Genomic DNA, 18,775 nt, shown 5'->3' with positions numbered 1-18,775 from the left:
GGGTCGCGGGACGGGTCAGGTCCGCCATCCGTGACGCATTGGAAACCCGGTCCCCGTCAGACGGTTCCCGAAAAAAGATCTGCCACGGAATGTTTTGCCGCCGACGCGGGCGCGCTCAGCGTCCGAAGACCACCTTCACGTAATGCGTCGTCTCCTTGTACGGCGGAATCCCGTCGTACTTGCGCACCGCCTCGGGCCCCGCGTTGTAGGCGGCGAGCGCCAGCTGCCAGGAGCCGAAATCGCGGTACTGCCGGGCGAGGTAGCGCGCCCCGCCCTCGAGGTTCTGGTGCGGGTCGTGCGGATCCACCCCCAGCCGTTTGGCCGTCTCGGGCATCAGCTGTGCAAGCCCGATGGCGCCCTTGTGCGACTTGGCATTGGCGCGCCAGCCGCTTTCCTGCTGCACCAGCCGCAGGAACAGGTCCTCGGGCACGCCGTGCTTGACCGCCGCGGCGCGGGCCACATCGAGGTAGGGTCCCTTGTATGCCCCGGCAAAGGCGACGCCGGTGTCCCACTTGCTGGGCGCGATGACCGGCTCGGGCTGCAGCCGGACGGAGTTCTTGTATTGCTGTGCCGCGCGGCTATCGAGCAGCTTGGTCTGCGACTTGAAGAGGCTGACCCGCGATTTGGTGGACACCGTCTCGGCCATGCCGGATGCCGCAAGGCTCAGCCCGGCCAGCGTGGCCAGCACGAATACGCCAGTTCTCATATCCTGTCCCGTCCTTGTCCCTCGAACGCCGGCGGCATGTTAACCTGATTTTAATCGGCTGGCACCCCCTTCGATGCGGGGGCCTGCGCCCGACCTGTGCGGAAATGTGCGAAGGCCCGGCCGACCTGTCGTAAAACTTTACGTTTTCTTTCCGGTCTGCTGTAACCGTCGGCAAGCAATCACCGGATTCGAAGGTAAAGGGGGCCCCATGGCGGGATCGGTCAACAAAGTCATCCTCGTCGGAAATCTCGGGCGCGACCCCGAGGTCCGTTCGTTCCAGAACGGCGGCAAGGTCTGCAACCTCCGCATCGCGACCTCCGAGAACTGGAAGGACCGCAACACCGGCGAACGCCGCGAGAAGACCGAGTGGCACTCGGTGGCGATCTTCTCCGAACCGCTCGCGCGCATCGCCGAGCAATACCTGCGCAAGGGCTCGAAGGTCTATATCGAGGGCCAGCTCGAGACCCGCAAATGGCAGGACCAGTCCGGCCAGGACCGCTATTCGACCGAGGTCGTGCTGCGCCCCTACCGCGGTGAGCTGACGCTGCTCGACAGCCGTGGCGGCGAAGGCGGCGGCGGTGGCGGCTACGGCGGTGGCGGCGGCAGCTACGGTGGTGGCGGCGGCGGCGGCTACGACGACCGCGATTACGGCGGCGGTGGCGGCGGCGGCGACGACCGCGGGGGCTCGGCCCCGTCGCGCGATCTGGACGACGAGATCCCGTTCTGATCCCCATCTGACGGCAAGACCGAACACGAAGGCCGCCGGCGATATCGCCGGCGGCCTTTCATGTTCCCGCGACCCGTCATGGGGATGCACCGGGGCGGAACAGCGTTCCGCGGGCCGGCCTGGCAGGGGTGTGCCGGACCGGCCCGTCGAAACTGGTAAAGTGTTTGGGGTGTGATGGCTGCTGGTATTCTTTGGGTTTATGAGCGCGCATAAACGCTTCCATCCCCTTGAATTCAAAGACCTGTTCGCGAAATATGCGCATATTTCGTAAAACCGGATTCGGGACCATTTCGCGATGCGTGAATTTTTGAGCGACTTGCGCTCGGACCGTGGGCTGCTCGTTTTCCTCGGCGCCATCTGCCTTCTGACCCTCCTCGGGCCCTTCGGATCCTACGACGCCCTGCCGCCGGCACGCCGGTTCTTCTTCTGGACCGCGGCGCTGACGGCGGTCGCCCTGCCGATGCATATCGCCATCCGCGCCCTGCTCGACTCGCCGCATCTGGGGCGGCTGCCGCGACTCGCCCGGGTCGCCCTCGGCGCGATGCTGGCGGCGGTCCCCGGCACCGGGCTCGTCTTCTTCGTGCGCGCGGTGCTCTGGCCGGAAAGCTACATGCTCGACACGATCGGCACGACCTGGGTGCAGGTCAGCGCCATCGGCTTCGCGATCGGCTGCTTCCATTTCCTGCCGGTCATCTCCGTGACCGAAGGGCCCGGGCAGGAGACAGCCGCCGAAGCCCCCCGGCACGGGGCGACGCGCTTTCAGGCCCGGCTCGATCCCGCGACGGGGACGGATATCGTCTCACTCACCATGCAGGACCATTACGTCCGGGTCAGCACGACGACCGGCACCGAGATGGTGCTGATCCGCTTCGCCGACGCGCTGAGCGAGCTCGGGGAGATCGACGGGCTGCGCATCCACCGCTCGCACTGGGTTGCGATGCGCCACGTGACCACGCTCGGCCGGGAGGACGGCAAGCTGAAGGTGCAGCTCGACGACGGGCGGAGCCTGCCGGTCAGCCAGACCTATGCGGCGGATCTGCGGAAGAGACTGGCGGCGCGCGCCGCCTCAGCGTGAGCGGAAGAGCCCGCCAAGGATGCCCCGGACGATGCGGCGCCCGGTGGTGCCGCGCAGCTCCTTGATGACGGCGGTCGAGATCGCCTCGCCCAGGCTGTCCCCCTCGCGCCGCGCGCGCGAGGACGATTGCGAGACGCGGCCGCCCGAATAGCGCCGTGCCCGCTGGTATTCGCGCGCCTCGGCCTGCATCGTCGCTTCCCGCGCCTCGGCCTCTTCGGCGGCCCGGGCCGCCTGCCCGGCCCGCTCCAGCAGGATCTCGTGCGCCGAGACCCGGTCGATGGCGCTGTCGTATTTCCCGGCGACGGGCGAGGCCGCGATCCGCGCCTCCCGGTCCGCCTCCGCGATCGGGCCGAGCTGCGAGGACGGGGGCCGGACCAGCGTCCGCTCCACCATTCCCGGCGCGCCCTTCCTTTCGAGGAACGAGGTCACCGCCTCGCCGGTGCCGACCTCGCGGATCGCCTCTTCGGTCGAGAAACGGGGGTTGTCGCGATAGGTCTCGGCGGCCTGCCGCAGCGCCTTGCGATCCTTCGCGGTGAAGGCGCGCAACGCGTGCTGCACCCGGTTGCCGAGCTGGCCCAGAACGTCCTCGGGCACGTCGGCGGGGTTCTGGGTGCAGAAATAGACCCCCACCCCCTTCGAGCGGATCAGCCGGGCCACCTGCTCCACCTTGTCGATCAGCGCCTTGGGCGCGTCGTCGAACAGCAGATGCGCCTCGTCGAAGAAGAAGACGAGCTTCGGCTTCTCGGGATCGCCCACCTCGGGAAGCTGTTCGAAAAGCTCCGACAGCAGCCAGAGCAGGAAGGTCGCGTAGAGCCGGGGCGAGGCCATGAGACGGTCCGCGGCGAGGATCGAGATCATGCCGCGCCCGTCGGTGTCGGTGCGCATGAGATCCGGCAGCTCCAGCGCCGGTTCACCGAAAAGCGCCTCGCCGCCCTGGGTTTCGAGCACCAGAAGCGCCCGCTGGATCGCGCCCACCGATTGCGGCGAGATGTTCCCGTAGCGCAGGCCAAGGTCCGAGCGGTGTTCGCCCACCCAAGCCAGCAGGGCGCGCAGGTCCTTGAGGTCGAGGAGCGGCAGCCCCTCCTCGTCGGCGACGCGGAAGGCGATGTTCATCACCCCCTCCTGCGCCTCGGTCAGTTCCAGCAGACGCGAGAGCAGCAGCGGCCCCATCTCGGAGATCGTGGTGCGGATCGGGTGGCCCTGGTCCCCGAAGAGATCCCAGAAGATCACCGGAAAGGCGGAGTAGGCGTAATCCTCGAACCCGATGGTCGCGGCGCGCGAGAGGAAGGCGTCGTGCAGCTTGCCCTCCGGATCGCCCGCCACGGCGAGACCGGAAAGATCGCCCTTCACGTCGGCCAGCACCACCGGCACGCCCGCGGCCGAGAAGCCTTCGGCCATGATCTGCAGCGTGACCGTCTTGCCGGTGCCCGTCGCGCCGGCGATCAGCCCGTGGCGGTTCGCGTAATCCAGCCGCAAGCCCTGTGCCGTCGCGTAGCCCTCGCCGCCGCCGCCGATGAAGATCCTGCCGTCCAAGCCTCTGGCCCCCCGCTCGCTGGAAAAATGACGTCCGGCGAGCATACTTGCTTAACCATTTCCTGCCACAGTGAAAATCGATCCGGGGGCGCATCTCCTCGCACTCCCGGGTTGACTTCCTCCCTGTCAGACTGGCCGTGCCTTCGGGCACGGTCCTTTTCGCTTTGAAAACAGGCGAGTGCGTTGGAATGGCTGTCAAACTTGGCTGTTGACGGGACCGGGCAAACCACTTAGCGTCTGGATCAATACAAAGTCGGCCAGTCCGACAGGGAGCAAAGGGGAAGGGGCCGCACGGCCCCTTTTCTCTTGACCCGATCCCTCTCTTCTCTTCGCTGTCCGGGCCCCTCCCCTCTGCGCCCCGCCCTGCCCTTGGCGGGGACACGCGCAGGTGAAGCCGCGTGGCCCGGCGGTGCCGTTTCGGGGGCCTGACAATCCCGCGCCTGCGTGTTAGACGCCTTGCCAAGACCATGGCTTCGCGCCGCTCAGCAACCACAGGATTGAGATGACCCGACTTATCAGCATTCTGCTCGCAATGGCCCTTGCCGCCCCTGCCGTCGCGCAGGACACCGGCACCGCCACCACCGGGGAAACGACGACCGAAACCCAGAGCGACACGGCCACCGACACGGCAACCGACGCCACCACCGAAACCGAAGCCGAAGCCGAGACCGACGAAGCGCCGGCCACGGGCGAGACGACCGAGCAGACCGGGCTCGACATGGGATCGGACAGCGCGGCGGGCGAGCCGGGCGTGGGCGATGCCTATACCCGCGAGAGCTTCGGCGACTGGCAGCTCCAGTGCGTGAAGACGGAGAACGGCGAGGACCCCTGCCAGCTCTACCAGCTGCTGACCGACGAGGACGACAACCCGGTCGCCGAATTCAGCATGTTCCGCCTGCCCGAGGGCGGCCAGGCCGTGGCCGGCGCGACCGTCGTCGTGCCGCTCGAGACCGCGCTGACCGAAGACCTGCTGCTCGGCGTGGACGGCAACAAGGGCAAGCGCTACCGCTTCTCCTTCTGCACCACCATCGGCTGCTTCGCGCGGATCGGCCTGACCCAGGCGGACGTGGATTCGCTGAAGCGCGGCGCGGAAGCCTCGATCACCATCACCCCCTGGGCGGCGCCGGATGCGAAGGTTCGCCTGACCATGTCGCTGATCGGCTTCACCGCCGGTTTCGAAGAGGTGACCGAAGCGCTGCCGCAGCAGCGCTGACCGCGCCGGGCCACGGCCCGGACCATCGCAGGGCAGATCACGGACGCCCCGGCACCTCGCCGGGGCGTTCCGCGTTCAGACCCTGCGCAGCGCCAGAACCGCGTTGAGCCCGCCGAAGGCGAAGGCGTTCGACAGCGCGACCTCGACCCGGGCCTCGCGCGCCTCGTTCGGCACGACGTCGAGCGCGCATTCCGGGTCCGGCTCCTCGTAGCCGATGGTGGGCGCGATCACCCCGTCCCGCAGCGCCATGATGCAGGCCAGAAGCTCCACCGCGCCGGTGCCGCCGATCAGGTGGCCGTGCATGGATTTCGTGGACGAGATCATCAGGTTGTCCGCGTGCTGGCCGAAGGCATCGGCGACGGCGGCGCATTCCGTCTTGTCGTTGGCCGCGGTCCCGGTGCCATGGGCATTGATGTAACCCACCTCCGCGGGGTTGATCCGCGCATCCGCCATCGCCCCGGTGATCGCCCGCGCCGCGCCCTGCTTCGAGGGCATCACGATGTCGGCCGCGTCGGACGTCATGGCGAAGCCCACCACCTCGGCCAGGATCTCGGCGCCGCGGGCCTTTGCATGCTCCATCTCCTCGAAGACGAAGATGCCCGCCCCCTCGCCCTGGACCATGCCGTTGCGGTTGGCGCTGAAGGGGCGGCAGGCGTCCTTCGACATGACCCGCAGCCCCTCCCACGCCTTCACGCCGCCGAAGCAGAGCATGGATTCGGAGCCGCCCGTCACCATCGCCGTCGACATGCCGTGCCGGACCATCTGGAAGGCCTGCGCCATCGCGTGGTTCGACGAGGCGCAGGCGGTCGAGACCGTGAAGCTCGGCCCCTTGAGGTTGTAGGTCATCGAGACGTGGCTGGCGGCGGCGTTGTTCATCAGCTTCGGCACGACGAAGGGGTGAACGCGGTTCTTCCCCTCCTCGTAGACGGTGCGGTAATTCTCGTCCCAGGTCGAGACGCCGCCGCCCGCGGTGCCCAGCACCACGCCCGCCTTTGCCGCCAGCTCGCCGTGGAATTCGAGCCCGGACTGGGCCAGCGCCTCCTTCGCCGCATGCAGCGTGAATTGCGTGAACCGGTCGTAGAGCGCGATCTGCTGGCGGTTGAACTCGCCCTCGGCCTCGAAGCCCTTCACCTGCCCGCCGATCCGGATCGATAGGCGGTCGACGTCGCGCATCTCGAGCTCGCCGATGCCGCAACGGCCCTCGCGCATCGCCTCCATCGTTTCGGCAACCGAATGGCCGAGCGCGTTGATCGTGCCCGCCCCGGTAATGACAACCCGTTTCACGCGTGCTGTTCCGCCACCAGTTTCTCGATACCGGCGACGATCGTGCCGACGTTGGAGATGTCGAAGTCGCTTTCCTGCGGTTCGTTCGCGTTGAACGGCACCTGGATGTCGAAGGCCTCTTCGATCGCGAAGATGCTCTCGACCAGGCCGAGGCTGTCGATGCCCAGATCCTCGAGCGTGGACTCCATCGTCACGTCCGACGGTTCCAGCACGGCCTGTTCCGCGATGATGTTGATCACCCTGTCCTTGACGCTCATGATCTCGCCTCCCCTTGCGCGGTCCGGCTCGATTTATTCGGAGCCGTCCGCCTTGGAAACCGCTTTCTGCAGGGCTGCCACCTGCTCCATCAGCCGTGGCAGACGCCGCAGCGCCTTGTACATTTCCAAATGTGTTTCCATCTTGACCGCGGGGTAACCCATGACCACGCGACCAGCGGGGACCTTGCTGATGATGCCGGTGCCCCCGCCAGCGACAACATTATCGCCAATTGTAATATTATCGCTAACCCCCACCTGTCCGCCGAGCACGACGTGATTTCCGATGCGGGTGCTGCCCGCAATCCCCACCATCGAGGCAAAGAAGCAGTGGTCACCGATGACCACGTTGTGGCCGACCATGCAGAGGTTGTCGATTTTCGTGCCGTTGCCGACCTGCGTGGGCCGGATGGTGCCGGCATCGACGCAGGTATTGGCGCCAAGCTCCACGTCGTCCCCGATGACAACGCCGCCGAGGGAGTGGATCCGCACCCATGCCTGCGCCCTGGACTCGGCGACCTCGCCGAGGGTCGAGCGGGCCTGTTCGACGTTGGAGGCCTCTTCGGTCACGAAGGAGGTGCCGTCGAAACCGATGGTGGCGCCGGGCTGGGCGATGAAGCGGGCGCCGATCCGGGCGCGTGCCCCGATCCGGACATGGGCATGCAGGATCGCGTCCTCGCCGATCTCGGCCCCGGCTCCGACATAGACGCCGGGCCCGATCACCGAACGGGCCCCGATCGTGGCGCCCGCACCGATCACCGCCTGCGGCGCAACGCTGACATCGGCGCCAAGACGGGCCGAGGGATCGATGACGGCCGAGGCATGCACCCCCGCGCCGTAGCCCTGCCCCGGATCGAGCATCCGCGTCAGCCCCGCCATCGCCAGACGCCCGCGTGGGGCGAAGATCGCCGCCTTCAGGCCCAGCGATTCCCACTCCGCACCGGGCCAGAGCATCGCGGCCTGCGCCGCACCGGCGGAGAGGCCCGCGGCAAACTCCGGCTTCAGGGCCAGCGCGATGTCCGCCGGTCCCGCCTGCGCGGGCTCAGCGGCGCCGGTGATGGAAATGGACGTGTCTCCGACCGCCTCCGCGCCGATGGCGGCGGCGATCTCTGCAACGCTGTGTGCCATGGGTTGCCCCTTTCGGCCGGGAATTTATCCCTGAACCGAGTAGAGCGAAACGCCCGCCCGTTCAAGCGCCTCCCAGATCCGCGCATCACGGCCATAGATGTCGCGGCGGTAGTTCATCCGCCCTTTCGCCGGGCTCACGGCGGTCCGGTAGATGAGGTGCACCTGAACCGGCGTCTCGAGCGGCACGGTCGTCTCGCGGCCGGTGTTGAGGATGCGCTGGAAGACCCCCTTGGGATCGGATTCCTGCCGCGCCAGCAGCGCATAGGCGAAGTCGAACGGATCGCTCAGGCGGATGCAGCCGTGCGAGAAGTCACGCTCCTCGCGCGAGAACAGGTCCTTGGACGGCGTGTCGTGCAGGTAGATGTTGTAGACGTTCGGGAACATGAACTTCACCAGCCCGAGCGCATTCCGTTCCGACGGCGGCTGCTTCATCGTGAAGGGGAAGTTCGACGCGTTGTAGGCGGCGAAGTTCACCGCGTTCCGCGGCACGATCCGGCCGCGGCGGTCGACCACGTTCAGGTGCTGGTTCGAATAGGGGTTGCGCTGGAGCTGCGGCAGGTATTCCTGCGTCACGATCGAGCGCGGAATGTTCCAGGTCGGGTTGACGACCATGTGCTCCATCACGTCCGAGAACTCGGGGCTGCGGCGCCCGTCCTCGTTCCGTCCGATCACCGAGCGGGTCTTGAACGTCACCTTGCCGAAATCGACGATGCGGGCGTGATAGTCGGTCAGGTTCACCAGCACATGGCGGTCGCCGCGGGGCCGGTTCAGCCAGCGCTCGCGTTCCATCGCCACGACGATCGATTGCAGGCGCTTCTCCAGCGGCACGTTGATCTCGGCCAGCGTACCGGAGCCGGCGATCCCGTCGGTCAGCAGACCGTGGTCGCGCTGGAATTCCTGCACCGCCTCCTGCAAGGCACCGTCATAGCGGGTGGAGACCGTGCGCGGCAGGTAGCCCATGGCGATCAGGCGGTTGCGCAGCAGGACGACCTCGCGGCCCTCCATCCCGGGCTCGAGCTTGGTCGCGGGCACGGTCGGGCCCCAGCCACCGGAGGCGAGCCGCCGCTCCATGTCGAGCTTGGCCTTCACGAGCCGGGCGTATTCGGCATTCGTGGGCTGCAGGCTGCGCAGGAAGGCCGACGGATTGTCGCCCATGATCCCGTCGAGGTAATGGGAGGCGTCGCGCAGCGGCACCTCGCGGTGGATGTCGGCCACGACCTTCGAGGGCGTCAGGATGCCGGTCTGCAGATCGGTCGCGAAATCGAGATAGGTGCGCGTCAGCTCCATCTCGAGCCGCCCGCGGTCGCGCGGCGAGCGTGCCGCTTCCATCAGGCCGCGCAGCTTGGCGGCCTGGTACTTGCCGTCGGGCAGGCCATGGGCGGACGCCATCTCGAATGCGGACAGGAGCGCGGAGCGACGTGCGGACGCCTCCGGATCCGACGAGACCCAGATCGGGGCGAAGTCGCGGGCGCGGTAGAAGGCGGCGACGTCCTTGTCCGACGACATCGCCTCGGCCACGGCCAGCTTGTAGGCGGTGACCTGGGCGCTCGCTCCGGTCGGTCCGAACAGGCACCCGGCCGCCAGCGCGGCGCTCAACGTGATTCCAAGACGGCTGCTGCGCGCGATAGGCATTTCCTGACCCCTTTGTTCTCGTTCTGCTCGGCCCGGCCCAGCGTTTACCCTGTGTTCCGATGCTCTGCACCCACAACGTCGCAGCGGCCAAAAAGATCCGAAAACTGATGTAATCCAATGACTCGCCCCCGAGAATGGCGGAATTCCGTACCGAGTCAGCAAGATTTTGCCGAACTCACGGCTCGGTGAAATTTGGAGGGAACAAATGCTTGGCCAGGCCAACCAAGTATGTCACCTTTTGGCCACTTGGGGATGACTATGGCAGGGCCGCGTAACATCGCGGCCACACAGGTAAGCGACGGGACAGCGCAGTATGACCAGTATCAGCTCGACGAGCATGTCGCGGCGTGCCCTTCTGGGGGCGTTCGCAGCAACCGCGGTGGCAGCCGCACCGACCTACACCAAGGCGGCCGGATTTCTGAGGGGCAGCGGCGATATCCGCCGGCTCAAGATGTACTCGGCCCGCACCGGCGAAAAACTCGACATGATCTACTGGATCGAAGGCGAGTACATTCGCGACGCGGTGGACGAGGTTTCGCATTTCATGCGGGACTGGCGCAACAACAAGCACATGAACATCGACATGCGGACGATGGACATCATGTCCGCCGCGCACAACCTGATGGACGTGAGCGAACCCTACCTCCTGATTTCCGGCTACCGTTCGCCCGAGACCAACGCGATGCTCCGCAGCCGCTCCTCGGGCGTGGCCAAGAACTCGCGCCACCTTCAGGGCCAGGCCGCGGACCTTCGCCTCTCCAGCCGCTCGGTGAACCAGATGTTCAAGGCGGCTTCGGCCTGCCGGGCGGGCGGCGTCGGGCGCTACACCAGCTCCGATTTCGTGCACATGGATTGCGGCCCGGTCCGCAGCTGGGGCAGCTGAGCGCAGCGCCGCACTGACCAGCGGTCCGGCGCAGACCCGGACCGACACGACGATGGCCCCGATCTCGGGGCCATTCGTGCTTTACACCGCCCGACCAACGCGACGCATGCCGGTACGGAACCGACCGCCGGGATTGATCGGAGTGGTGTTTCGGGCTAGGTAACCCCCTACCCTTCAACCCGGCCGACCATGCTCCACACCTTCTGGCAGACCTTCATCAGCCCCGTTCTCCGGCGACCCGCGCGGTTCCAGGTGGCCGCGCTGTGCTATCGGCGTACGGCCGAGGGACCGGAGGTGCTGGTGCTGACCTCCCTGCACACGAAGCGCTGGATCCTGCCGAAGGGCTGGCCCAAGACCGGGCTGGATGCCGGCGGCGTCGCGATCGAAGAGGCCTGGGAGGAAGCGGGCGTCATCACCCGCGATCACAAGCCGCCGCGGATCGGCCGCTATCGCTACGTCAAACGGCTGCGCGGCGGGGTTCCCGTCGCCACCGAAGTCGACGTCTTCGCCATCGAGGTGCAGAAGCTGCACGGAGATTACCCCGAGGTCGGGCGCCGCGAACGCCGCTGGATGAGCCCGCTCGAGGCCGCCCGCGCCGTCGACGAGCCCGAACTGAAGGAAGTGATCGAACGCTTCCCGGCAAAGCTTCAGGACGGTTTCCGGACCTGAGACCGGGGCACCCAGAAATGACAGGAACGGACAGGGACACGTGAGCGATCCGAACGCCGCGCATCAGTGGAGCACACTCGACAAGGACCTCAACCGCCTGTCCCGGGTCGAAGCGGCGACGATGTACGCCGCCCGGCCGCTGGTCGGCGTCGGCATCTCGCTGCTCTTCGTCGCGGTGGCCGCGGTCGTCGCGCTCCTGCTCACCGGATCGGCACCGGGCGGCTTCCTGATCGTCGTGGCCGCGGCGCTCGGCGCCTACATGGCGCTCAACATCGGCGCCAACGACGTCGCCAACAACATGGGCCCCGCGGTCGGCGCCAACGCCCTCTCGATGGCGGGGGCCATCGCGATCGCCGCCATCTTCGAGAGCGCGGGCGCCCTGCTCGCCGGCGGCGATGTCGTCTCGACCATCTCGAAGGGAATCATCGACCCGGCCAGCCTGGAAAGCGGGCACAGTTTCGTCTGGGCGATGATGGCGGCGCTCCTCTCGGCGGCGGTCTGGGTCAACGTCGCCACCTGGGTCGGAGCGCCGGTCTCGACCACGCATGCCGTCGTCGGCGGCGTGATGGGCGCCGGGATCGCCGCGGCCGGGCTGGGTGCGGTCGACTGGGGCACGATGGGTTCCATCGCGCTGTCCTGGGTCGTGTCGCCGCTGCTCGGCGGCATCATCGCCGCGGCGATGCTGGCCTTCATCAAGTGGAAGGTGATCTATGTCGAGGACAAGATCGCCGCCGCCCGGATCTGGGTTCCCGTGCTGATCGGCGTGATGGCCGCGGCCTTCGGCACCTACCTTGTCATGAAGGGCCTCAAGCACCTCATGAGCGTCGACATCGGCATCGCGCTTCTGATCGGGGCAGCCATCGGGCTGGGCTGCTACTTTGCTTCCGTCCCGCTGATCCGGCGGCAGTCGCAGGGGCTGGAGAACCGGAACCGCTCGCTCAAGACGCTGTTCCAGCTCCCGCTCGTGGTCTCGGCCGCGCTTCTGTCCTTCGCGCATGGCGCGAACGACGTGGCCAATGCCGTGGGACCGCTTGCCGCCATCGTCCATGCCCGCGATTCCATGGGCGTCGCGACCGAGGTCGCGATTCCGATGTGGGTCATGCTGATCGGCGCGCTCGGGATCTCCTTCGGGCTGATCCTCTTCGGGCCCAAGCTGATCCGGATGGTCGGCAACCAGATCACCAAGCTGAACCCGATGCGCGCCTATTGCGTGGCGCTTTCCGCCGCGGTGACGGTGATCGCCGCCTCCTGGCTTGGCCTGCCGGTCAGCTCCACCCATATCGCGGTCGGCGGTGTCTTCGGTGTCGGCTTCTTCCGCGAATGGTACATGGAGCGCCGCACCCGCCAGATCGCCGAGGCGCGTCCCCGCCCGCCCCAAATTGCCGCGCAGGAGCGCCAGCGCCGCAAGCTGGTCCGCCGGTCGCACTTCCTGACCATCGTGGCCGCCTGGGTCGTCACCGTGCCGGCGGCCGCGTCGATCTCCGCGCTCGCCTTCTATTGTCTTTCGGCCCTCCTGGATTAACGCCTCGCGATGGATGGCCCGGCGGGATTGGTCCATTCGTGCCGGCGCGATTTCGAACGCCCCCGGAATGTCCCGCCTCGTGACGATCGGACCGGTTTAAATCCCTTGAAGTCAATGGCTTAATATGTTCGGTGCGTGGTTTGAACTTTCGCGTTGCCGCAAGAGCCAATTCCGTATAATCCGGAATGTGTTCACCAAAAATGAAGGACGAGTGGAATATTGAGCGTCGCATTCTCAGCTATTGCCGGCCTGATCATCCTGCTCGTTTTCCTGAACGTCGTCACGGATTCCGATCCGCGGAGCTATGCCCGCCGCGATCCGAGGCCCGTCCGAATCCTCGTCGCGCTCATGGCCGCCGCCTCGGCCGGACTGACCTACATGCTGGGCTGACGCGCCCGCCACCTCACCATCGCCAAGACAGGGCCGCCCGCGCCAGCGGTGCGTCATTTTTTACCGGGGAGAGAGTGGCGCACCCGAGAGGATTCGAACCTCTGGCCTCTGCCTTCGGAGGGCAGCGCTCTATCCAGCTGAGCTACGGGTGCGTGCAGGGGGTGATTAGACCATCCTGCGCGCCCCCGCAATGGGATCCGGCACCCGCCGTTGCGGAAATTTCGCTCAGGCCGGTTTGACGCCTTCGGCCAGCATCGTCATCTCGGGGATCATCGGCCGGACGCCCACCTCGGTGAAGCCGGCGCCCTCGAGCGCGGCCTTGAGCCAGCCATCGTCGAGCGAGCGCGCCTCCGGCGTGAAGGCCGTGTGCTGAAGCTGCCAGAGCGCCGCGAGCCGCGGCCCCTCGCGGCTTTCATCCACCACGAAATCATGCACGAGGATGCGGCCCCCGGGCCTGAGGGCGGTCCAGGCGTCGGCGATCAGCCCGTGATGCGCATCGCCCGGCACGCCTGAAAAGAGGTAGGACATCAGCACGATGTCCTGCCCGCCGGGCCAGCCCTTCTCGAGCGCGTCGCCGTCGGCATAGGCGATGCGGTCGGATAGCCCGGCCTCTTCGACATAGCGCCGGCCGAGCGCGGCGACGTTCGGGAAATCGACGATGGTTGCGGTAAGCTCCGGGAAGGCCTTGCAGAGCGTGATCGCGAAGGCCCCGGTCCCGCCGCCGACGTCCAGCAGCCGCGCGGGCCCCTCGATCTCGAGCGCCTTGGCCAGCTGGCGGGCCGGTCCGATGGATCCGGCGTGCTGGCTCTCGGAATAGAGCCGGGCCTCTTCGGGGTCGGAGAACCATTCGGCGTAGCTCTTCGTCGCCTCCGCGCCGAGCGAGCCGTCGAGCGCCCTCTCGATCTGGTCGAGCAGCGGATACATCTGCTGGCCGACCTGAAGGCGGAGGTATTCGCCGAAATCGTATTTCGCCCCGCGTACGAGGAAGGCTTCGGCCGCGGGCGAGTTGCTGAAACGCCCGTCCTCGACCGTCACCAGCCCGAGCCCCGCGAGCGCGGTCAGCAGGGTCTCCATCCGGTCGGGGTGGATCTCGTCCCCGGCAAGGTCCGCGGCGGTGCCGGGACCCTCCGAGAGCTTCGTGAAGACCCCGAACTTCAGGGCGGCGAAGAGGGCCTTGGACCCCATGAACCCGAAGGCGATGTCCGAGATCTCGTCGGCTTCGGTCAGCGGGGTCATCGGCGGCTCCTCTCAGGTGGCTGGTGCCGCCATGCTAGCGGCCCCTGCCCCGGAATTGAACCGCTCGGTGACGAATACGACCCGGAACAGGTCGCATTCGGTGCATTTCCGGGCAGTCAGGCCGTCAGGCGAAGAGCTCCTGCGCAAGTTCCAGCGCCTCGATCAGGACATCGACCTCGGCCTTCGTGTTGTACATCCCGAAGCTGGCGCGGCAGGTCGCAGTCACGCCCAGATGCTCCATCAGCGGCTGCGCGCAATGGTGCCCGGCCCGGACCGCGACCCCCTTCTTGTCGAGGATGGTCGAGATGTCATGCGCATGCGCCGCCCCGTTCAGCGTGAACGAGAAGATGGCGGCCTTGCCCGGCGCCTGCCCCTGGATGTTGAGCCAGTTGAGCCCGTGCAGCCTGCGGTCGGCGTATTCCGCGATGTCCTTCTCGTGGGCGGCGATGGCCTCCATCCCGATCCCGTCGAGGTAATCCAGCGCGGCGCCCAGCCCGATGATCGAGACGATCCCGGGCGTCCCGGCCTCGAACCGCATCGGCGGGTCGGTATAGCTCACCGCCTCCTTCGACACCTCGCGGATCATGTCGCCGCCCCCCATGAAGGGGCGCATCTCGGCCATGCGCTCGCGGCGGATGTAGATCGCGCCGGAGCCGGAGGGGCCGTAGAGCTTGTGCCCGGTGATGGCGTAGAAATCGCAGCCGATGTCCTTGACGTCGACCTTCATGTGCACCGCGCCCTGCGAGCCATCCACCAGCACCGGCACGCCCTTCTCATGCGCGCCCGCGCAGATCGCCTTCACGTCGACCACGGTGCCCAGAACGTTCGACAGATGCGTCACGGCCACCAGCCGGGTGCGCGGGCCGATCGCGTCGATCACCTTCTGCGGATCGAGAGAGCCGTCGAGCTCCGGATCGACCCATTTCAGCACGACCCCCTGCCGTTCGCGCAGGAAGTGCCACGGCACGATGTTGGCGTGGTGCTCCATCGTGCTCAGCACGATCTCATCCCCCGGCTCGAACCGCGGCGCGGCCCAGCCGTAGGAGACCAGGTTGATCCCCGCCGTGGTGCCGGTGTTCAGGACGATCTCGTCCTCCTCCGCGCCCAGGAAGCGGGCGAGCTTGCCCCGCACCGCCTCGTATTTCTCGGTCGCGACGTTGGACAGGTAATGCAGGCCGCGGTGCACGTTGGCGTATTCCATCGCATAGGCCTGCGTGACCGCGTCGATCACCGCCTGCGGCTTCTGGGCCGAGGCGCCGTTGTCCAGGTAGACCAGCGGTTTGCCGTTCACCTCGCGCGACAGGATCGGGAAATCCGCGCGAATTTTCTCAAGGTCCATCGTCAACTCCCGCTCGGGCCGACCCCGAACAATGTCATCAGGAAGGTCATCGCGAAGGCCACGCCCAGGACGCCCAGGATCATCACGGCGATCGCCTTCATCGCGTTCTCGAAACGGTGCGCGGCGGTCAGGAAGTTGGCCAGCACGTAGAGCCCCCAGATCCCCCCCACGAAGGCGAGGATCCCGGCCAGCCCCGGCGACAGGAGCGCCAGCGCCATCACAAGCAGCTGGAAGGCCAGGCGGAGCGATTGCAGCCAGCAGGTCACCTGCAGAAGGGCCGCGAAATCTCCGCGTCCGCCCAGCATCCGCCCGGACATGGTGAAGAACCAGGTCATCAGCACCATCACCACCGCGACAAAGACCGAGAGCGTGATCGGGCTCTGGACGAAGGCGGGCAGCACGAGGCCCATCTCCGCCTCTCCGGGCAGGGTCAGCGAATAGAGGATGCCGTTCAGCACCGACAGGAGCGCGAGCCAGATCCAGAGCGCCTCGCGCGGGAGGGGGCGCGCGAGCAGCTCCTCTCCGGCCGCGCGCGGCTGAAACAGGCTTTCCTGCACCATCCGGCGCAGCCAGTCACGGCTGTAGGGTGCGTCCGTCATGCGACCTCTCTTCGTTCAACGGCCACCATGCCCCCGAGCCAGAACCACAGGAACACGGCGCACCAGAGCGCCCCCACGAGGACCAGTTGCGGCCCCGGTCCGATGAACCCGGCCACGAGCCCGTGCAGCAGCAGCAGCGGCGACGCCGCCAGCAGCGCCCAGAAGAGCGCGAGCCGTGCGCCGTAGAAGCTGCCCCTCCCGCCGAGGACCCGCGCGATGATATGCGCCACCCCGGCTACGAGGTAAAGCACCAGCGGCATGATGATGATCCAGCCGAGAAGGCTCGCACCGAGCAGCGGGTTCAGATCCTGGCCCGTCAGATGCGCCTCGCGCGCCAGCCGGGGCCATTGCGCGACGAAGACCAGCGCGCAACCCGCCATCAGGATGGCGAGCGCACGGTCCTCGCGCTGGCCCCGGGCCAGCAGGCGGCGCAGCACGCCGCCCGGTCCGCGATAGGTCGCGGCGATGTCGGTGAGCGCCGACATCAGCCCCGCCGGCGTTCCAGCCAGCCGCGCAGGCGGTCCACGATCTCCTCGCGCAGCGCCTCGTCGTCGATCTCGTCCACCGCCTCGGCCAGGAAGGCGAGCGTCAGCAGATCGGTCGCCTGCTGCGTCGGCACGCCGCGCGAGCGCAGGTAGAAGAGCGCCGTCTCGTCGATCGCGCCCGAGGTGGAGCCGTGCGAGCAGGCCACGTCGTCGGCATAGATCTCGAGCTCGGGCTTGGCGAGGAACTGGCTGTCCCCGTCCAGCAGCAGCGACTGGCTGATCTGGTAGCCGTCGGTCTTCTGCGCCCCCGCCTTCACGAGGATCTTGCCCTGGAAGACGCCCGTGGCGCCGTTCCGCAGAACCTTCTTGAAGACCTGCCGGCTTTCGCAATTCACCGCGTCATGGGTGATGAAGACGGTGTCGTCGTGGTGGAAATCGCCATCGCCGAGCGCGGCGCCCGCAACATGCGCCACCGCATCGTCGCCGGTCAGCTCGATGACGCATTCGTTCCGGGTCATCACGCCGTTCGCGGTCATGGTGAAGGACTTGAAGGTGCTTTCGGTCCCGAGCCGGGTGAAGATATGCGTCGCCGCCCGCCGTTCGTGATCCCTTCCTTGCGTCCGGATATGGGCGAAGCGCGCGGTGTCGGCGACCTCGACCTCCATCACGTTGTTGAAACGCGCCGCAGCGGGGCCGCTTTCCAGAACGGTCAGCTCCGCGCCCTCTTCAAGCTTCACGCAATGGTGGAGCATCGCGTCGGAAGTCTCTGACTTATGGTGATAAACGAAGTGAACGGGCTTCGTGACCTTGCCCGAGACGTGGATCAGGATCCCGTCCGTCGCAAAGGCCGTGTTGAGCGCGGCGAGCGGCCGATCGACCGGGCTCTGCCCGCGCTCTTCAAGCCTGCCGTAGACATCGCGCGCCCAGTGAAGGTCGCTCTTCTGCGCCTCCGCCAGCCGCTCGATCTTCAGCCCTTCGAGCGCAAGGTCGTCCGAGGCCGCTTCGTCGAAGACCCCGTCCACGAAGACCACCTTCAGACGGTCGATCCCGTCGAAGGTCGGCGCCTCGTCGCCGCCCTCGAAGGTCGCCGCGCGGGGCGCTTCGGCCTGCACCAGCGTGTCGGGCCGAGTGAACTTCCAGTATTCATCGCGGCGGCCCGGCAGGCCCATGGCCCCGACCCGGGCGACGGCCGCGTCCCGCGCGGGCCCGGTCCAGCCGGGCGCCTCGGGCAGCGACATCGCCGCGAGCCGCTCCTCGGTCGCGGTCTGTTTGACTTTCGGCAGAGCCATTACGCCTCCTCCGTGTCCAGGAACTCGGCATAGCCGTTGTTCTCGACCTCGAGCGCCAGCTCGGGCCCGCCGGTCTTCACGATCTTGCCGTTCGACATGATGTGCACGACGTCCGGCTTGATATGGTCGAGAAGCCGCTGGTAGTGCGTGATGACGAGGAACCCGCGTCCTTCGGTCCGCAGCGCGTTCACCCCTTCCGCCACCAGTTTCATCGCATCGACGTCGAGGCCGGAATCGGTCTCGTCGAGGATGCACATCTTCGGCTCGAGCACCGCCATCTGGAGGATCTCGTTCCGCTTCTTCTCGCCGCCCGAGAAGCCGACGTTGACGGGGCGCTTCAGCATGTCCGCGTCGATCTTCAGCGCCTTGGCGCGCTCGCGGATGAACTTGAGGAAGTCGGCCGCCGACATCTCGTCTTCGCCCTTCGCCTTGCGCTGTGCGTTCACCGCGGTGCGCAGGAAGGTCATGTTGCCGACACCGGGGATCTCCACCGGGTACTGGAACGCGAGGAAGAGGCCGAGCGCCGCGCGCTCTTCGGGCTCGAGATCCAGCAGGTCCTCGCCGTCGAGTGTCGCTTCGCCGCCCGTGACTTCATAGCCGTCACGGCCCGAAAGGACATAGCTCAGCGTCGACTTGCCCGAGCCGTTCGGCCCCATGATCGCATGCACCTCGCCGGCGCCGACCTTCAGGTCCACACCCTTGAGGATCTGCTTGTCCTCTTCTTCAAGCTTCACTTGCAGGTTCTTGATTTCCAGCATCTTTCGTCCTCGTCTCTGCCGTCTCGAACGGCGTTGTCCAATGGGGCCGCAGG

General features: G+C 67.1%; 19 protein-coding genes and 1 tRNA gene. 7 read left to right on the top strand and 13 right to left on the bottom strand.

The features are described from left to right. Positions 1 to 115 precede the first annotated feature (115 nt). On the bottom strand, positions 116 to 706 hold the full coding sequence (locus Q344_RS0105000) for a lytic transglycosylase domain-containing protein (protein WP_028285716.1): 591 nt from the start codon (positions 704 to 706) through the stop codon (positions 116 to 118). A 208-nt stretch (positions 707 to 914) separates the two neighbouring features. On the opposite strand from Q344_RS0105000, the gene ssb reads away from it, so the two are divergent. Both ssb and Q344_RS0104990 read left to right on the top strand, forming a co-directional pair. Further along, positions 915 to 1,433 (top strand): single-stranded DNA-binding protein, encoded by a 519-nt coding sequence (gene ssb / locus Q344_RS0104995; RefSeq protein WP_028285715.1) that lies wholly within the window; start codon positions 915 to 917, stop codon positions 1,431 to 1,433. A gap of 295 nt (positions 1,434 to 1,728) precedes the next feature. Then, on the top strand, positions 1,729 to 2,508 hold the full coding sequence (locus Q344_RS0104990) for a LytTR family DNA-binding domain-containing protein (RefSeq protein WP_084178295.1): 780 nt from the start codon (positions 1,729 to 1,731) through the stop codon (positions 2,506 to 2,508). On the opposite strand, the gene Q344_RS0104985 is transcribed toward Q344_RS0104990, so the two are convergent. Then, positions 2,500 to 4,041: a helicase HerA-like domain-containing protein gene (locus tag Q344_RS0104985; protein ID WP_028285713.1), complete on the bottom strand. Its 1,542-nt coding sequence runs from the start codon at positions 4,039 to 4,041 to the stop codon at positions 2,500 to 2,502. The genes Q344_RS0104990 and Q344_RS0104985 overlap by 9 nt on opposite strands. A 502-nt stretch (positions 4,042 to 4,543) precedes the next feature. On the opposite strand from Q344_RS0104985, the gene Q344_RS0104980 reads away from it, so the two are divergent. Next, positions 4,544 to 5,254, top strand: coding sequence for an invasion associated locus B family protein (locus Q344_RS0104980; RefSeq protein WP_028285712.1), 711 nt, complete (start codon positions 4,544 to 4,546; stop codon positions 5,252 to 5,254). A gap of 75 nt (positions 5,255 to 5,329) precedes the next feature. Here the strand turns inward: Q344_RS0104980 and Q344_RS0104975 are convergent, their stop codons facing one another. From Q344_RS0104975 to Q344_RS0104960, 4 genes are read right to left on the bottom strand one after another with little or no spacing between them, the layout of a single operon-like run. Then, positions 5,330 to 6,538: a beta-ketoacyl-[acyl-carrier-protein] synthase family protein gene (locus tag Q344_RS0104975; protein WP_028285711.1), complete on the bottom strand. Its 1,209-nt coding sequence runs from the start codon at positions 6,536 to 6,538 to the stop codon at positions 5,330 to 5,332. Continuing rightward, positions 6,535 to 6,795, bottom strand: coding sequence for an acyl carrier protein (locus Q344_RS0104970; RefSeq protein ID WP_028285710.1), 261 nt, complete (start codon positions 6,793 to 6,795; stop codon positions 6,535 to 6,537). Before Q344_RS0104970 ends, Q344_RS0104975 begins: the two co-directional genes overlap by 4 nt. Before the next feature lie 33 nt (positions 6,796 to 6,828). After that, the gene (locus Q344_RS0104965; protein WP_028285709.1) at positions 6,829 to 7,920 is read right to left on the bottom strand and encodes a UDP-3-O-(3-hydroxymyristoyl)glucosamine N-acyltransferase; all 1,092 of its coding nucleotides are present in this window, start codon (positions 7,918 to 7,920) and stop codon (positions 6,829 to 6,831) included. A gap of 24 nt (positions 7,921 to 7,944) precedes the next feature. Continuing rightward, positions 7,945 to 9,552 (bottom strand): L,D-transpeptidase family protein, encoded by a 1,608-nt coding sequence (locus Q344_RS0104960; protein ID WP_028285708.1) that lies wholly within the window; start codon positions 9,550 to 9,552, stop codon positions 7,945 to 7,947. 313 nt (positions 9,553 to 9,865) lie between these two features. On the opposite strand from Q344_RS0104960, the gene mepK reads away from it, so the two are divergent. The 4 genes from mepK to Q344_RS26025 all read left to right on the top strand — a co-directional run bounded on the left by mepK (position 9,866) and on the right by Q344_RS26025 (position 13,016). Next, complete coding sequence (gene mepK / locus Q344_RS0104955; RefSeq protein WP_028285707.1) at positions 9,866 to 10,435, top strand: peptidoglycan L,D-endopeptidase MepK; 570 nt, start codon at positions 9,866 to 9,868, stop codon at positions 10,433 to 10,435. 189 nt (positions 10,436 to 10,624) lie between these two features. After that, positions 10,625 to 11,104 (top strand): NUDIX hydrolase, encoded by a 480-nt coding sequence (locus Q344_RS0104950; protein ID WP_028285706.1) that lies wholly within the window; start codon positions 10,625 to 10,627, stop codon positions 11,102 to 11,104. Between the two features lie 40 nt (positions 11,105 to 11,144). Next, a complete protein-coding gene (locus Q344_RS0104945) occupies positions 11,145 to 12,626 on the top strand; it encodes an inorganic phosphate transporter (RefSeq protein WP_028285705.1) in 1,482 nt (493 codons plus the stop codon). A gap of 219 nt (positions 12,627 to 12,845) precedes the next feature. Beyond that, a complete protein-coding gene (locus Q344_RS26025) occupies positions 12,846 to 13,016 on the top strand; it encodes a hypothetical protein (RefSeq protein WP_156954629.1) in 171 nt (56 codons plus the stop codon). Positions 13,017 to 13,091: 75 nt separating this feature from the next. On the opposite strand, the gene Q344_RS0104935 is transcribed toward Q344_RS26025, so the two are convergent. From Q344_RS0104935 to sufC, 7 genes are all read right to left on the bottom strand, one after another. Continuing rightward, positions 13,092 to 13,168, bottom strand: a tRNA-Arg gene (locus Q344_RS0104935). Positions 13,169 to 13,241: 73 nt separating this feature from the next. Beyond that, positions 13,242 to 14,252 (bottom strand): methyltransferase, encoded by a 1,011-nt coding sequence (locus tag Q344_RS0104930; protein ID WP_028285704.1) that lies wholly within the window; start codon positions 14,250 to 14,252, stop codon positions 13,242 to 13,244. A 124-nt stretch (positions 14,253 to 14,376) separates the two neighbouring features. Further along, positions 14,377 to 15,591 (bottom strand): cysteine desulfurase, encoded by a 1,215-nt coding sequence (locus Q344_RS0104925; protein ID WP_036538334.1) that lies wholly within the window; start codon positions 15,589 to 15,591, stop codon positions 14,377 to 14,379. A gap of 2 nt (positions 15,592 to 15,593) precedes the next feature. After that, positions 15,594 to 16,190, bottom strand: coding sequence for a Yip1 family protein (locus Q344_RS0104920; RefSeq protein ID WP_028285702.1), 597 nt, complete (start codon positions 16,188 to 16,190; stop codon positions 15,594 to 15,596). Continuing rightward, positions 16,187 to 16,675 (bottom strand): YIP1 family protein, encoded by a 489-nt coding sequence (locus Q344_RS0104915; RefSeq protein WP_028285701.1) that lies wholly within the window; start codon positions 16,673 to 16,675, stop codon positions 16,187 to 16,189. Before Q344_RS0104915 ends, Q344_RS0104920 begins: the two co-directional genes overlap by 4 nt. Beyond that, positions 16,675 to 17,964, bottom strand: coding sequence for a Fe-S cluster assembly protein SufD (sufD, locus tag Q344_RS0104910; protein WP_028285700.1), 1,290 nt, complete (start codon positions 17,962 to 17,964; stop codon positions 16,675 to 16,677). The genes Q344_RS0104915 and sufD overlap by 1 nt, the downstream gene beginning before the upstream one ends. Further along, positions 17,964 to 18,722 carry a Fe-S cluster assembly ATPase SufC gene (gene sufC / locus Q344_RS0104905; protein WP_028285699.1) on the bottom strand — a complete coding sequence of 253 codons (759 nt, stop codon included), beginning with the start codon at positions 18,720 to 18,722 and terminating at the stop codon, positions 17,964 to 17,966. Before sufC ends, sufD begins: the two co-directional genes overlap by 1 nt. Positions 18,723 to 18,775: the final 53 nt, after the last annotated feature.

Source organism: Pseudooceanicola nanhaiensis DSM 18065 (assembly GCF_000688295.1).
Taxonomy (GTDB): domain Bacteria; phylum Pseudomonadota; class Alphaproteobacteria; order Rhodobacterales; family Rhodobacteraceae; genus Pseudooceanicola; species Pseudooceanicola nanhaiensis.
Note: the sequence above shows the minus strand (reverse complement) of the source record. Positions and strands in the feature narration are given on the sequence as shown.